At 35.9% G+C, this 13,117-nt stretch carries 14 protein-coding genes; 1 reads left to right on the top strand and 13 read right to left on the bottom strand.

From position 1 onward, the window contains the following. Window positions 1-502: 502 nt before the first annotated feature. Window positions 503-1,540 carry an IS110 family RNA-guided transposase gene (locus tag ACM9HF_RS02405; RefSeq protein ID WP_473614123.1) on the top strand — a complete coding sequence of 346 codons (1,038 nt, stop codon included), beginning with the start codon at window positions 503-505 and terminating at the stop codon, window positions 1,538-1,540. A 292-nt stretch (window positions 1,541-1,832) separates the two neighbouring features. On the opposite strand, the gene ACM9HF_RS02400 is transcribed toward ACM9HF_RS02405, so the two are convergent. From ACM9HF_RS02400 to ACM9HF_RS02340, 13 genes are all read right to left on the bottom strand, one after another. Further along, a complete protein-coding gene (locus ACM9HF_RS02400; protein ID WP_473614122.1) occupies window positions 1,833-2,081 on the bottom strand; it encodes a hypothetical protein in 249 nt (82 codons plus the stop codon). A 219-nt stretch (window positions 2,082-2,300) separates the two neighbouring features. Continuing rightward, window positions 2,301-2,600: a hypothetical protein gene (locus ACM9HF_RS02395; protein ID WP_473614121.1), complete on the bottom strand. Its 300-nt coding sequence runs from the start codon at window positions 2,598-2,600 to the stop codon at window positions 2,301-2,303. 799 nt (window positions 2,601-3,399) lie between these two features. Continuing rightward, window positions 3,400-4,191: a DUF3800 domain-containing protein gene (locus ACM9HF_RS02390; RefSeq protein WP_077343698.1), complete on the bottom strand. Its 792-nt coding sequence runs from the start codon at window positions 4,189-4,191 to the stop codon at window positions 3,400-3,402. 463 nt (window positions 4,192-4,654) lie between these two features. Then, on the bottom strand, window positions 4,655-4,966 hold the full coding sequence (locus ACM9HF_RS02385; protein ID WP_473614120.1) for a hypothetical protein: 312 nt from the start codon (window positions 4,964-4,966) through the stop codon (window positions 4,655-4,657). Between the two features lie 445 nt (window positions 4,967-5,411). Further along, window positions 5,412-5,663 (bottom strand): hypothetical protein, encoded by a 252-nt coding sequence (locus ACM9HF_RS02380; protein ID WP_473614119.1) that lies wholly within the window; start codon window positions 5,661-5,663, stop codon window positions 5,412-5,414. Between the two features lie 473 nt (window positions 5,664-6,136). Next, window positions 6,137-6,427 carry a hypothetical protein gene (locus ACM9HF_RS02375; protein ID WP_473614118.1) on the bottom strand — a complete coding sequence of 97 codons (291 nt, stop codon included), beginning with the start codon at window positions 6,425-6,427 and terminating at the stop codon, window positions 6,137-6,139. Window positions 6,428-6,533: 106 nt separating this feature from the next. After that, window positions 6,534-6,896 (bottom strand): hypothetical protein, encoded by a 363-nt coding sequence (locus ACM9HF_RS02370; protein ID WP_473614117.1) that lies wholly within the window; start codon window positions 6,894-6,896, stop codon window positions 6,534-6,536. A gap of 107 nt (window positions 6,897-7,003) precedes the next feature. Continuing rightward, window positions 7,004-7,207: an antitermination protein NusB gene (locus tag ACM9HF_RS02365; protein ID WP_473614116.1), complete on the bottom strand. Its 204-nt coding sequence runs from the start codon at window positions 7,205-7,207 to the stop codon at window positions 7,004-7,006. A gap of 1,844 nt (window positions 7,208-9,051) precedes the next feature. Continuing rightward, entirely contained in the window at window positions 9,052-9,327 is a 276-nt protein-coding gene (locus tag ACM9HF_RS02360) for a hypothetical protein (RefSeq protein WP_473614115.1), read from the bottom strand. A 116-nt stretch (window positions 9,328-9,443) separates the two neighbouring features. Further along, window positions 9,444-9,986 carry a hypothetical protein gene (locus tag ACM9HF_RS02355; RefSeq protein WP_473614114.1) on the bottom strand — a complete coding sequence of 181 codons (543 nt, stop codon included), beginning with the start codon at window positions 9,984-9,986 and terminating at the stop codon, window positions 9,444-9,446. Between the two features lie 786 nt (window positions 9,987-10,772). After that, entirely contained in the window at window positions 10,773-11,231 is a 459-nt protein-coding gene (locus ACM9HF_RS02350) for a hypothetical protein (RefSeq protein ID WP_473614113.1), read from the bottom strand. Between the two features lie 1,162 nt (window positions 11,232-12,393). Continuing rightward, a complete protein-coding gene (locus ACM9HF_RS02345; RefSeq protein WP_473614112.1) occupies window positions 12,394-12,639 on the bottom strand; it encodes a hypothetical protein in 246 nt (81 codons plus the stop codon). 13 nt (window positions 12,640-12,652) lie between these two features. After that, window positions 12,653-12,970, bottom strand: coding sequence for a hypothetical protein (locus ACM9HF_RS02340; protein WP_473614111.1), 318 nt, complete (start codon window positions 12,968-12,970; stop codon window positions 12,653-12,655). Window positions 12,971-13,117: the final 147 nt, after the last annotated feature.

The following is a 13,117-nucleotide window of genomic DNA, read 5'->3' as shown; positions in this document are numbered from 1 at the left end:
TTATATACTAACCAGAAGATCGGTCAATGGATCGTTAAACATTTCTTAACTGATCGGCATTACCAATTAATGGGCTTTTATTGCTGGCTATAATTTGCGAGGAACGAGCACAGCCAGCTGTAAAAGTCCCGTTGAATTGCTTGTTATATGCCTGATAAAACTGAACATAAATACACAAGTTCAAAGTAAAAGACGGTAGTAATAACCGCACTATAAATTGAGCTACCCACAAATACCAGAACGAAATAATAGCTTTGCCACAAAAGTCTCTTTAACAAGGCAAAGCTTATTAGTGACTATTGAAAAACCATAATAGCGAAACCCGTAGCAGCGTTTACAAAAGCACCTTTGATAAAAACATTTTTAGCTAAACCAACCATACTATTTGAGTGCATATAACGCCCAATTAAGGGGCTAATAAATAGATAATTGGACTCCCTCACCCTTAACGAGTGAGGTAATATTGTAGTTACCACACCAAAATATTATAAAGAGTCCTAATATGTATCGTACTAGAGTTGGCGTTGATTTAGCAAAAAAAGTTATTCAAGTTTGTATTTATAGAAACAATAAAGTGCAGTCGAATATCGAAATGACACCGGAAGAATTCCTTTATTGGCTTATCAACAATAAACCCGTTACGATAATATTTGAAGCTTGTAGTACGTCTAACTACTGGAAACAAAAAGCCATTGAAGCAGGTCATGATGCCAGGTTAGTTTCAGCGAAACTGGTATCAGTCGTCAGACAAAGTCAAAAAACAGATAAAAACGATGCCCTCGCTATTGTTCAGACCACCTTCATGCCAGATGTGACTTATATTGGCGGAAAAACGGTTGAGCAACAACAACTACAGTCCATTAAACGCTTAAGAGAATTATCGGTTAAACAACGCGACGCCTCTCAAAAACAACTCATTGCTTTGCTTTTTGAATTAAACATCAAAATTTCAAGTCGTAGAGGAGGAATAATTTCAGCAATAGAAGGTGTGTTAGAAGATGCCTGCAATGGCTTGTCAACAGAGTTCCGCAGGGCTATTTTCTTAGCAAAAGAGCACTTGAGAGGGCTGTTTGAAGATATTAAGCATTATGATAACTGTATGGAACGTTCGGTTTCTGCCCACCCAGAATGTAAAAAGCTCACTAAGCTAGAAGGTGTTGGTCCAATGAATGCGATTAACCTTTATATTGCGTTGGGCTGTTTAGATATTGGGTATTTCAGTAAAGGAAAAGACGCCTCAGCCTGTATTGGCTTAACGCCGATACAGCATTCATCAGGCGGCTTAGTTAAGTTAGGCTCTATAGGGAAGTTTTGCAAAAATAGTCGGCTAAGAAGTCAACTAATCTGTGGCGCAACTGCAGCAGTTCAGCACGCAATGAAGCGAAAAGCTAAAACAAAAAAAGATGCCTGGATCCAAAGCTTAGTTGAACGTAGAGGTAAAAAGTGTGCTGCAGTAGCGTTAGCAAATAAAACAGTAAGAACAGCGTTTGCGATGTTAACGCAAGGTACAGAATACAAAGCTGAATTACTCGCAGCTTAATACGAGTTCAAACGACAAAATGCACTAACGAAGATAAAAATCAACTGGTTTAGTCAGTAGCCAACTAAGAGCCTAGCGCTCGCTTTATAGATTTGACAACCAGTTCGCGTAAATATCAAAGAGCCTGAGATAGCTTCTCATTTAGAGCTCGTACATAAGTATGCATTAATTTCTTTGTTTTAAGTTTTGTTGTTGACAGGAGGGAGTCCACATAAGTTGGCTAAAATAGCGAACGAAGTGAGACTAGCCAACTGTTTTTAGTCCCACTTGAATTGCTTGTTATGCTTTTAGTTTACCGTTCTTTATTTGATTGGGAAAGGACGGAAGCAGCTAACTCTTTGGTATCAGAATTATACTTGGTACTTTTTAATACTTTAGAAGCTAAATCTTCCAACTCAGCTCCAGTTTGTTTACTTTTAGACTTTTGAGATAAAGCTGATGCAGCAAGCTTTTTAGCTGTTTGCGAAGCGTTATTATCCGTCAAGGTTTTAGCTGCTTTTGATGCAACCTTTTTCGATGTAGCTTTTGTGTTTTTAGGCATAGTGCCTCCATGTGGTTTATTAAAGTTCGAAGCAACGACTTCATTAAATTACATGGGGACGAAGTACTGACAATTCAACCAGTACTGATTAAATACTCATGACTTCAGAAAAGCATAACGCCCCAATAAGGGGCTGATAATTGTTTGCTAAAATGTGAAGCGGAGCGGAACCGAGCAAACTGTTAGCAGTCCCGTATTAATTGGCTTGTTATATGCCAACTACTCAATTATTAATTTATAAAGTGCGTATATTGGCAGAAGCACTAACCATAACCCTAATGACATTTGAAATATTAGAGCTTGCCACCATGGAACTTCTGTTGCTTCGGTTTCATCCCATTTATCATCAGTTAGCACAACCGAATTAAAATCAGCTTTGAAGAACTCGTCTACATTTGAATTTTTCTCATTCAACGCTTGATCAATAGCTCCCTTTAAAGCAATTAAACCTGCTTCATTTCCTACAACACAATCAACATAAGTTTCACTATTGATTTTCACCCAAGGCTTTTCATTCATGCCGAAATCTCATTGGCTTATAACGCCTCATTCAGAGGCTAAAAATTGTTGGCCAAAATAGCGAGGCACGAGCAACGGCCAGCTGTTTTTAGTCCTTTGCAATGCCTTGTTATATGCCTGATAAACTTTAACTTAATTACTGACGTTCAAAGTAAAAGACGGTAGTAATAAACGTACTATAAATTGAGCTACCTACAAATGCCAGTACGAAATAATAGCTTTGTTACATTACGAAGTAATAAAAACAACAAAGCTTATTAGTGACTATTGAAAAACTACAATAGCGAAACCCGTAGCAGCGTTTACAAAAGCACCTTTGATAAAAACATTTTTAGCTAAACCAACCATACGATTTGAGTGCATATAACGCCCAATTAATGGGCTTTTATTGCTGGCTAAAATTGCGAGGAACGAGCACAGCCAGCTGTAAAAGTCCCGTTGAATTGCTTGTTATATGCCTGATTAACTTAAACATAAATACACAAATTCAAAGTAAAAGACGGTAGTAATAAACGCACTATAAATTGAGCTACCCACAAATGCCAGAGCGAAATAATAGCTTTGTTACATTACGAAGTAATAAAAACAACAAAGCTTATTAGTGACTATTGAAAAACTACAATAGCGAAACCCGTAGCAGCGTTTACAAAAGTAAAAGTTAACAACCAAATTATTAGCTAAAGCACCCTACTTCATGAATTGCATATAACGCCGTTTTAAGCGGCAAATTGCAGTTGGCTAAAATAAGTGAGGCACGAACAAAAAGCCAACTGTAATTTGTCCGGCTTGAAAACCCTTGTTAGGTGCGAAATGGCAGAGGATATTTTAATGTGATTTTCTCTGTACTTATTTCTCGTGAACCAAACCTTGGATCGAAGAAGTACCAAATATTAAATTTTCTTTCACTATTCCAAGTGTCATGCTTAAGGTTATCCCATCCCAAATACGAAGCAATATTATTTGCTACTGCCAATTTAGCAGGTGAAGATGCTTTACCTTGAAATGCACTCATTACAGCACCCAATAAAAAATCTGCTATTTGGATATGCTCAGAATCCTTAGAGTCTTTAGTAACTACACTTTTAATTAGTGCTTCACCACCAAGTTCCTTTTTTAACATGCTGTTAGCTATTTTATGAAAAGCTTCATCTGCTTTTTTATATCTTGATGGTAGAGGATCTACTTCAATTCGAAATTCACATTCACGATTAGGGTGAGCCTTTAACACGGCCTTAATTTTCGCGGAAATAAGCTGTGTGAAGTGTTTTCTCATTGCTAAATCGTAATCACCATCATGAAAAGATTTGTCGACCATACCTTTTCTAATAACAATACAATGGAATGCTAACCAAGAATTTTTAAAGAACATATCAATTAGTTCGGAATAAAACTCTGCATACCTTTTACTGTGCGCTTTTTGCCACTTGATTTCATCATGCATGCGATGCTTTTCACGAAGTTCACGGATTATTCGAGTGAAATCCCCCCGTCTTTGGTATTTCATCCACAGAGAGCCAAACCCATAATAGACTTGCCCATCAATACCTGATTCATCGCATCCAACATGCCAGATTAATTTACCAAGACTCATCCGTGACTCCTATAGCACCTAACGCCCAATTAATGGGCTTTTATTGCTGGCTATAATTTGCGAGGGACGAGCACAGCCAGCTGTAAAAGTCCCGTTGAATTGCTTGTTATATGCCTGATAAACCTAAACATAAATACACAAGCAACTAGTAAAAGACGGTAGTAATAAACGCACTATAAATTGAGCTACCCACAAATGCCAGTACGAAATAATAGCTTTGTTACATTACGAAGTAATAAAAACAACAAAGCTTATTAGTGACTATTGAAAAACTAGAATAGCGAAACTCGTAGCAGCACTTACAAAAGTAAAAGTTAATAACCAAATTATTAGCTAAAGCACCCTACTACATGAATTGCATATAACGCCTCATTAAGAGGCAAAAAATTGTTGGCTAAAATCAGCGACGAAGGAGCAACAGCCAACTGTTTTTTGTCCTTTTGAATGACTTGTTAGCAGTACATTACACTGCCTCAATGTTACTGCCCTTAAACCACAAGCAATCATTATCTAAGTCTATTTCGTTAGATAACTCATCGTATGGATCCAAACTTAAATAAACCATACCGTCATTTACAATAAGCTTGCATTGACTAATGTAACTAGCTGAAAAGTCTTCGTAAAGTAAATATTCAGTAAGGTTATGAATCTTGTATGAATAAGAGGTGCCATCATTTGTCATAAGCTTAACTTCAGCGAAATTATTAGATGTTTCCCAATCGTATCCGATAGTGATTTGAGATAGCATTTTATCTCTGAAACTAGATGAGTCCACGAAACCTTCCTTGTACTGCTAACGCCCAATTAATGGGCTTTTATCGCTGGCTAAAATTGCGAGGAACGAGCACAGCCAGCTGTAAAAGTCCCGTTGAATTGCTTGTTATATGCCTGATAAACTTTAACTTAATTACTGAAGTTCAAAGTAAAAGACGGTAGTAATAAATGCACTATAAATTGAGCTACCCACAAATACCAGAACGAAATAATAGCTTTGCCACAAAAGTCTCTTTAAAAAGGCAAAGCTTATTAGTGACTATTGAAAAACTATAATAGCGAAACCAGTAGCAGCACTAACAAAAGTATCTTTGATAAAAACAATTTCAGCTAAAGCACCCTACTACATGAATTGCATATAACGCCCAATTAATGGGCTTTTATTGCTGGCTAAAATTTGCGAGGAACGAGCACAGCCTGCTGTAAAAGTCCCGTTGAATTGCTTGTTATGTACAATTACTGCTTTGATTAACTTCTTTTTCTTGATAGCCAAAAAACTTAGTACCTGATTGATTATTTTCTTTACGCTGATATAAAAGACGAATGTATAAGAAAAATAATACTAGCGGTCCAGCTATTAAACCTAAACAAAAGATAATTATCTGGGTGAATTGTGAATAACCTAATTCCATTGCCCATTTAGCACTCAAAATCCCAAATAAAAAAGCTACCGAACCCGTTGTTAAATTTATATCCATATTACTCTCCATAGTTAGATTTACACAATTTGTACATAACGCCCAATTAATGGGCTTTTATTACTGGCTTAAAATGTTGAGGAACGAAACAGCCAGCTGTAAAAGTCCCGTTGAATTGCTTGTTATATGCCTGATAAACCTGAACATAAATACTAAAGTTCAAAGTAAAAGACGGTAGTAATAAATGCACTATAAATTGAGCTACCCACAAAAGCCAGAACGAAATAATAGCTTTGCCAACAAAAGTCTTTTAAATAGGCAAAGCTTATTAGTGACCATTGAATAACTAAAATAGCGAAACTCGTAGCAGCGTTTACAAAGGTAAAAGTTGATAACCAAATTATTAGCTAAAGCACCCTACTACATGAATTGCATATAACGCCTAAATAAGAGGCTAAATATAGTGGGCTAAAATGGAGCGAAGCGAACAGCCCGCTGTATTTAGTCCTGCTTGATTTTCTTGTTATGTAACGCTACCACGATACGTGACCGAGTACTTCTTTATAAGATGCCATAGATGTATAAAAGGCATATTTTACGCTTAGCTTTTTAATAAATACTTGATAAAAAAACACGGGTAATAACCAAATAACAAATAAAACCACCTGAACAAACAAAGCTATAAAAACAAACTCATTACCCAGACCGTCAACAATAAAAAATACGATTACAAAAAAATTAATAATAACAAACGCCCAAATTGCCCAACGAGCATCTTTTATCAATTGTCGTAACTCTTTAACATTACCTTTAGATTGCATCATATTTTTTTAGTTACATAACGCCCAATTAACAGGCAAAAAATAGTTGGTTAAAATCAGCGACGAAGGAGCAAAAACCAACTGTTTTTTGTCCTTGTTTAATTTCTTGTTAGCTATACATAGCCACCAAGCTTTCCCATTTTTTACTTAGCTTGAAAGGCACTAAAAAAGATGCAACTACAGGTATAAATAATGCAATGTAACTAGGGATTTCACCATACTCCATAAAGAAGTATGCGAGTTCGTCTCGACCTTGTTGAGTCCAATCGTAGACTAAGAAAGAAGATACACACTCAAACAACACTATAATTGGTGCAACTAAAGCAATAGAGCCATACGAAAGCACCAAACACACTATGCAAAATATAAACTTTTTAGGGATCTCTAATTTGGAAAATGCCACATAGAAACCAGCTATGTAGGCTGGAAACCAGAAAGCCAAAGATATTCCTAATATTGCGAGATACTCCATTATCTATCCTGTATAGCTAACGCCTCATTCAGAGGCAAATAATTGTTGGTTAAAATAGCGAGGCACGAGCAACAACCAACTGTTATTTGTCCTGCTGCAATGCCTTGTTAGCTGTTTGTACCCTGAACTTCCGGTTGTTTTTCTAGCACAACCAAAAGAAATGTAGCTATAGGCCCTAAAAATAAAGAAAGCAAAAACCATACTAACCCTCTCCTATTTTTACTTTGTGCTAATCCCGCATTTAATAAAGCTAAAGTTCCCATTCCTACAAAGAATTGGCCACCTTGTGCAATAATTTCACTTCCTGACATATAACTTCCTTAAATTGCTTAACCTGAATTATTGAAACTGCTAACGCCCAATTAATGGGCTTTTATTGCTGGCTAAAATTGCGAGGGACGAGCACAGCCAGCTGTAAAAGTCCCGTTGAATTGCTTGTTATATGCCTGATAAAACTGAACATAAATACACAAGTTCAAAGTAAAAGACGGTAGTAATAACCGCACTATAAATTGAGCTACCCACAAATACCAGAACGAAATAATAGCTTTGCCACAAAAGTCTCTTTAACAAGGCAAAGCTTATTAGTGGCTATTGAAAAACGATAATAGCGAAACCCGCAGCAGCACATAAAAAAGTAAGATTGATAACAATATTTTTAGCTAAACAAACAATACTATTTGAGTGCATATAACGCCCAATTAATGGGCTTTTATTGCTGGCTAAAATTGCGAGGAACGAGCACAGCCAGCTGTAAAAGTCCCGTTGAATTGCTTTTTATATGCCTGATAAACCTAAACTTAAATACAAAAGTCAGAAGTAAAAGACGGTAGTAATAAACGCACTATAAATTGAGCTACCCACAAATGCCAGAACGAAATAATAGCTTTGTTACATTACGTAGTAATAAAAACAACAAAGCTTATTAGTGACTATTGGAAAACTATAATAGCGAAACTCGTAGCAGCGCATAAAAAAGTAAAAGTTAGTAACTAAATTCTTAGCTAAACCACCTTACTACATGAATTGCATATAACGCCCAATTAATGGGCTTTTATTGCTGGCTAAAATAGCGAGGAACGAGCACAGCCAGCTGTAAAAGTCCCGTTGAATTGCTTGTTATATGCCTGATAAAACTGAACTTAAATACAAAAGTTAGAAGTAAAAAACGGTAGTAATAAACGCACTATAAATAGAGCTACCCACAAATACTAGAACGAAATAATAGCTTTGTTACATTACGTAGTAATAAAAACAACAAAGCTTATTAGTGGCTATTGAAAAACGATAATAGCGAAACCCGTAGCAGCACTTACAAAAGTAAATTTCATAACAACATTTTTATCTAAACCAGCAATACGATTTGAGTGCATATAACGCCCAATTAATGGGCTTTTATTGCTGGCTAAAATTGCGAGGGACGAGCACAGCCAGCTGTAAAAGTCCCGTTGAATTGCTTGTTATATGCCTGATAAACATAAACTTAAATACACAAGTCCAAAGTAAAAGGTGGTAGTAATAACCGCACTATAAATTGAGCTACCTACAAATGCCAGTACGAAATAATAGCTTTGTTACATTACGAAGTAATAAAAACAACAAAGCTTATTAGTGACTAGTGAACAACTATAATAGCGAAACTCGTAGCAGCGTTTACAAAAGTAAGATTGATCACAACATTTTTAGCTAAACCAGCCATACTATTTGAGTGCATATAACGCCCAATTAATGGGCTTTTATTGCTGGCTAACATTGCGAGGGACGAGCACAGCCAGCTGTAAAAGTCCCGTTGAATTGTTTGTTATATGCCTGATAAACCTGAACTTAAATACAAAAGCCAGAAGTAAAAACCGGTAGTAATAAACGCACTATAAATTGAGCTACCCACAATTACCAGAACGAAATAATAGCTTTGTTACATTACGTAGTAATAAAAACAACAAAGCTTATTAGTGACTATTGAAAAACCATAATAGCGAAACCCGTAGCAGCGTTTACAAAAGCACCTTTGATAAAAACATTTTTAGCTAAACCAACCATACTATTTGAGTGCATATAACGCCCACTTAAGGGGCAAAAAATTGTTGGCTAAAATGTAAGCGAAGCGAAACAGCCAACTGTTTTTTGTCCCGCTTGAAGTGCTTGTTATACGTACTTACACTGATTTTAAAAGGTTTTTTATTTTACCTAAAACCGTCGGTTCACGATCTATGACATCAATGATTTTAAGCCTCGCATAAAGTGCTACCAGAGCTTTTACACCATATGATTCAAAATTCACTTTAAGAATGTTGTCATCTCCTTTAACTTGACAAATTTCTTCGATTTTACCTTTCCCATATTCAGGGTGCTCCACCAAAGTTCCTGTTTTAACTAGCCCTATACTTTCGATTTCAAGCTGATTAATTACATTGTAATCTTTATTAAACACCGATATTCCCTGTACGTATAACGCCCTGTTAAGGGGCAAATTGTAGTTGGCTATAATGTGAGCGGAGCGAAACAGCCAACTGTAATTTGTCCCGCTTGAACAGCTTGTTAGCCTTACTATTTCACCAAGTTAAAAGATGTTTTTAAAGGAACTGAAACGCCTCTGATCAAATCTTTAATCTCAAAGTAAACTGTCCATTGCCCAAAAGGGTCTCCATTTTCGCCAATGTATTTAATAACTGTTTGAGTTAAAAATATAGACATTGGATCTACTTCTAATGTCCCTTGTGCACAAGGGACATTTAACTCATTAATTGAAAATGTTCCGTCAGGCTTTTCAACTTTAATATCACACAAAATATTAAAATTGCGTGCATTATCTAACTTTGGGTTAGCAAAGAAAGGAAGAATAGTGAGTTCTTGACCCAACTTTACGTCCTTGGCTTCGTTAAAGTAAGGCACATTTTCGCTTGGAGTCATCCATTTTTCTTCCCAATCTTTATCAGGCGTTACTAATAGCCAACCACCAAATCCTTTTACACTTTTTTGATTTTCAGTTTCGGGCGCTTGATCACCATTAGCTAATTTCCAATGAAAGTCGTCACTAGCAATTCCACTAAAAGAAATGAACAATAATATAAAAGGTAAAATTTTTCTCATGACTATCCTTGTAAGGCTAACGCCCAATTAATGGGCTTTTATTGCTGGCTAAATTTGCGAGGAACGAGCACAGCCAGCTGTAAAAGTCCCGTTGAATTGCTTGTTATATGCCTGATAAATCTAAACATAAATACAAAAGTTAGAAGTAAAAGACGGTAGTAATAGCCACACTATAAATTGAGCTACCCACAAATGCTAGAACGAAATAATAGCTTTGTTACATTACGCAGTAATAAAAACAACAAAGCTTATTAGTGGCTATTGAAAAACGATAATAGCGAAACCCGCAGCAGCACATAAAAAAGTAAGATTGATAACAATATTTTTAGCTAAACAAACAATACTATTTGAGTGCATATAACGCCCAATTAATGGGCTTTTATCGCTGGCTATAATTGCGAGGAACGAGCACAGCCAGCTGTAAAAGTCCCGTTGAATTGCTTGTTATATGCCTGATAAATTTAAACTTAATGACTGAAGTTTAAAGTAAAAGACGGTAGTAATAAATGCACTATAAATTGAGCTACCCACAAATGCCAGAACGAAATAATAGCTTTGTTACATTACGCAGTAATAAAAACAACAAAGCTTATTAGTGACTATTGAAAACTATAATAGCGAAACCCGTAGCAGCGCTTAAAAAATACGTTTGATCACAATATTTTTAGCTAAACCCACCATACTATTTGAGTGCATATAACGCCTCATTCAGAGGCTAAAAATTGTTGGCCAAAATGGCGAGGCACGAGCAACGGCCAGCTGTTTTTAGTCCTTTGCAATGACTTGTTATGTATTACTTACAAGAGACTTTAACTTACATGTTGTATGTGTACTTTTTAGAGTTAAACTACGGTGATTAGTACTGTGTTCACTTTTTTCACGAGTAATTGAAAAAATCAGTGAACTATTTTCAATATAATTTTTATTTAAACATGCTGTCATTATCTTATTGCTACTAGAGTTCATAGATTTTAAAGCATATCTAGTAACACTAACATCATTTGAATTTTTTACATCTAAGCTTATCCCCCCTAAACTCGTTTCATTGTTATTAGAAGTTTTCTTTAATTTGATAAGCAATAAATTAAGATCTACTCCACATAATGTTTTAGCGGGACTATATGTTATGTTTGAGACGTATTTTTTTATGATTATATCTTCACAACTAATGGCTAATGCAGAGTTGATAAATAAATAAAATATAATACTTAGAATGATTTTTTTAGAAATTTTAGATGAATTCAATGCGAAACTCCGTGTAATACATAACGCCCAATTAATGGGCTTTTATTGCTGGCTAAAATTTGCGAGGAACGAGCACAGCCAGCTGTAAAAGTCCCGTTGAATTGCTTGTTATATGCCTGATAAACCTAAACATAAATACACAAGCAACTAGTAAAAGACGGTAGTCATAAACACACTATAAATTGAGCTACCCACAAATGCCAGAACGAAATAATAGCTTTGTTACATTACGAAGTAATAAAAACAACAAAGCTTATTAGTGACTATTGATAAACGATAATAGCGAAACCCGTAGCAGCGTTTACAAAAGTAAAAGTTAATAACCAAATTGTTAGCTAAAGCACCCTACTACATGAATTGCATATAACGCCTCATTCAGAGGCTAAAAATTGATGGCCAAAATAGCGAGGCACGAGCAACAGCCAGCTGTTTTTAGTCCTTTGCAATGCCTTGTTATATGCCTGATAAACCTAAACATAAATACACAAGCAACTAGTAAAAACCGATAGTAATAAACGCACTATAAATTGAGCTACCCACAAATGCCAGTACGAAATAATAGCTTTGTTACATTACGAAGTAATAAAAACAACAAAGCTTATTAGTGGCTAGTGAAAAACTACAATAGCGAAACCCGTAGCAACGTTTACAAAAGTACGTTTGATAAAAACATTTTTAGCTAAACCAACCATACTATTTGAGTGCATATAACGCCCAATTAATGGGCTTTTATTGCTGGCTAAAATTTGCGAGGGACGAGCACAGCCAGCTGTAAAAGTCCCGTTGAATTGCTTGTTATATGCCTGATAAACCTGAACATAAATACACAAGCAACTAGTAAAAACAGGTAGTCATAAACGCACTATAAATTGAGCTACCCACAAATACTAGAACGAAATAATAGCTTTGTTACATTACGTAGTAATAAAAACAACAAAGCTTATTAGTGGCTATTGAAAAACGATAATAGCGAAACCCGTAGCAGCACTTACAAAAGTAAATTTCATAACAACATTTTTATCTAAACCAGCAATACGATTTGAGTGCATATAACGCCGCCGTCACCGGCAGCTCACGTAGTGGTACAAATAATGTTGTAATGAAATGGAAACATAATTTGAGCCACGCAGTGGGCTGTCCGTGTGCACGGTTTTGTTAGGCCTCATTCGCAGTAATTATCTACTATGGTGTAATCCCAGTCTGTGGCACCATATTTATGATACTCCTTGGACAAGACCGTTTTAGGTTTCAATGTTGAAGTTGTTTTAGCATGATCCTCCCAACGGTCGTCATCTGAATCAAAAACGGAAATCTCATAAGTAGTAGTGCATTCATCTGTCTTACTACTGTTAGATAATGTTACCGTACAGCGCTCACCATTTTTTTTAAAACTAACTTTATTAGTCATAAAAAATTCTCCATTAATCTGTATATTTGGCGCTAAATTCACATATTCCGCCAAGTTTACATTCCCACTCCGTACCTGGTCTCATAGTCTTTCGTTTTATGACACCATTACAACCAAGATAATTTGCCCCCTCAACCTTTAGCCTCACCCTTTTTTCCCCTTCATTAAAAAAATGATAAGAACGGGTATCGTCATCCCATTCCCAATAAATATCATCGCAAGCATTTCCGTTACAATAATCTGTCTTATTAGACTCAAGTGCTGGCTCGATAAAGTTTAGTGCTTTGTCGTCAATCGAGAACTTTGCACCAAATAGGTTAATTATCTTCATTTTCTATCTCCTTTATTTAACTTTGATTAAACGGAATATGTTGATTCTATGGCCTAACGCTTTGCTAAGCGGCTAAAAAACGTTGGCTAAAATTTGCGAGGAACGAGCACAGCCAACTGTTTTGTGTCCGTTTAAGCAACTTGTTAA

This window comes from Colwellia sp. RE-S-Sl-9 (assembly GCF_048296855.1).
Classification (GTDB): domain Bacteria; phylum Pseudomonadota; class Gammaproteobacteria; order Enterobacterales; family Alteromonadaceae; genus Pseudocolwellia.
This window is presented reverse-complemented; position numbering and strand designations above follow the sequence as displayed.

What these genes read in the sequence shown, in the direction of transcription:
- ACM9HF_RS02355 (WP_473614114.1), bottom strand. Translation starts at nt 9,986, where the DNA reads ATGAGAAAAATTTTACCTTTTATATTATTGTTCATTTCTTTTAGTGGA.
- ACM9HF_RS02380 (WP_473614119.1), bottom strand. Translation starts at nt 5,663, where the DNA reads ATGGATATAAATTTAACAACGGGTTCGGTAGCTTTTTTATTTGGGATT.
- ACM9HF_RS02365 (WP_473614116.1), bottom strand. Translation starts at nt 7,207, where the DNA reads ATGTCAGGAAGTGAAATTATTGCACAAGGTGGCCAATTCTTTGTAGGA.
- ACM9HF_RS02345 (WP_473614112.1), bottom strand. Translation starts at nt 12,639, where the DNA reads ATGACTAATAAAGTTAGTTTTAAAAAAAATGGTGAGCGCTGTACGGTA.
- ACM9HF_RS02400 (WP_473614122.1), bottom strand. Translation starts at nt 2,081, where the DNA reads ATGCCTAAAAACACAAAAGCTACATCGAAAAAGGTTGCATCAAAAGCA.
- ACM9HF_RS02390 (WP_077343698.1), bottom strand. Translation starts at nt 4,191, where the DNA reads ATGAGTCTTGGTAAATTAATCTGGCATGTTGGATGCGATGAATCAGGT.
- ACM9HF_RS02375 (WP_473614118.1), bottom strand. Translation starts at nt 6,427, where the DNA reads ATGATGCAATCTAAAGGTAATGTTAAAGAGTTACGACAATTGATAAAA.
- ACM9HF_RS02405 (WP_473614123.1), top strand. Translation starts at nt 503, where the DNA reads ATGTATCGTACTAGAGTTGGCGTTGATTTAGCAAAAAAAGTTATTCAA.
- ACM9HF_RS02370 (WP_473614117.1), bottom strand. Translation starts at nt 6,896, where the DNA reads ATGGAGTATCTCGCAATATTAGGAATATCTTTGGCTTTCTGGTTTCCA.
- ACM9HF_RS02340 (WP_473614111.1), bottom strand. Translation starts at nt 12,970, where the DNA reads ATGAAGATAATTAACCTATTTGGTGCAAAGTTCTCGATTGACGACAAA.
- ACM9HF_RS02395 (WP_473614121.1), bottom strand. Translation starts at nt 2,600, where the DNA reads ATGAATGAAAAGCCTTGGGTGAAAATCAATAGTGAAACTTATGTTGAT.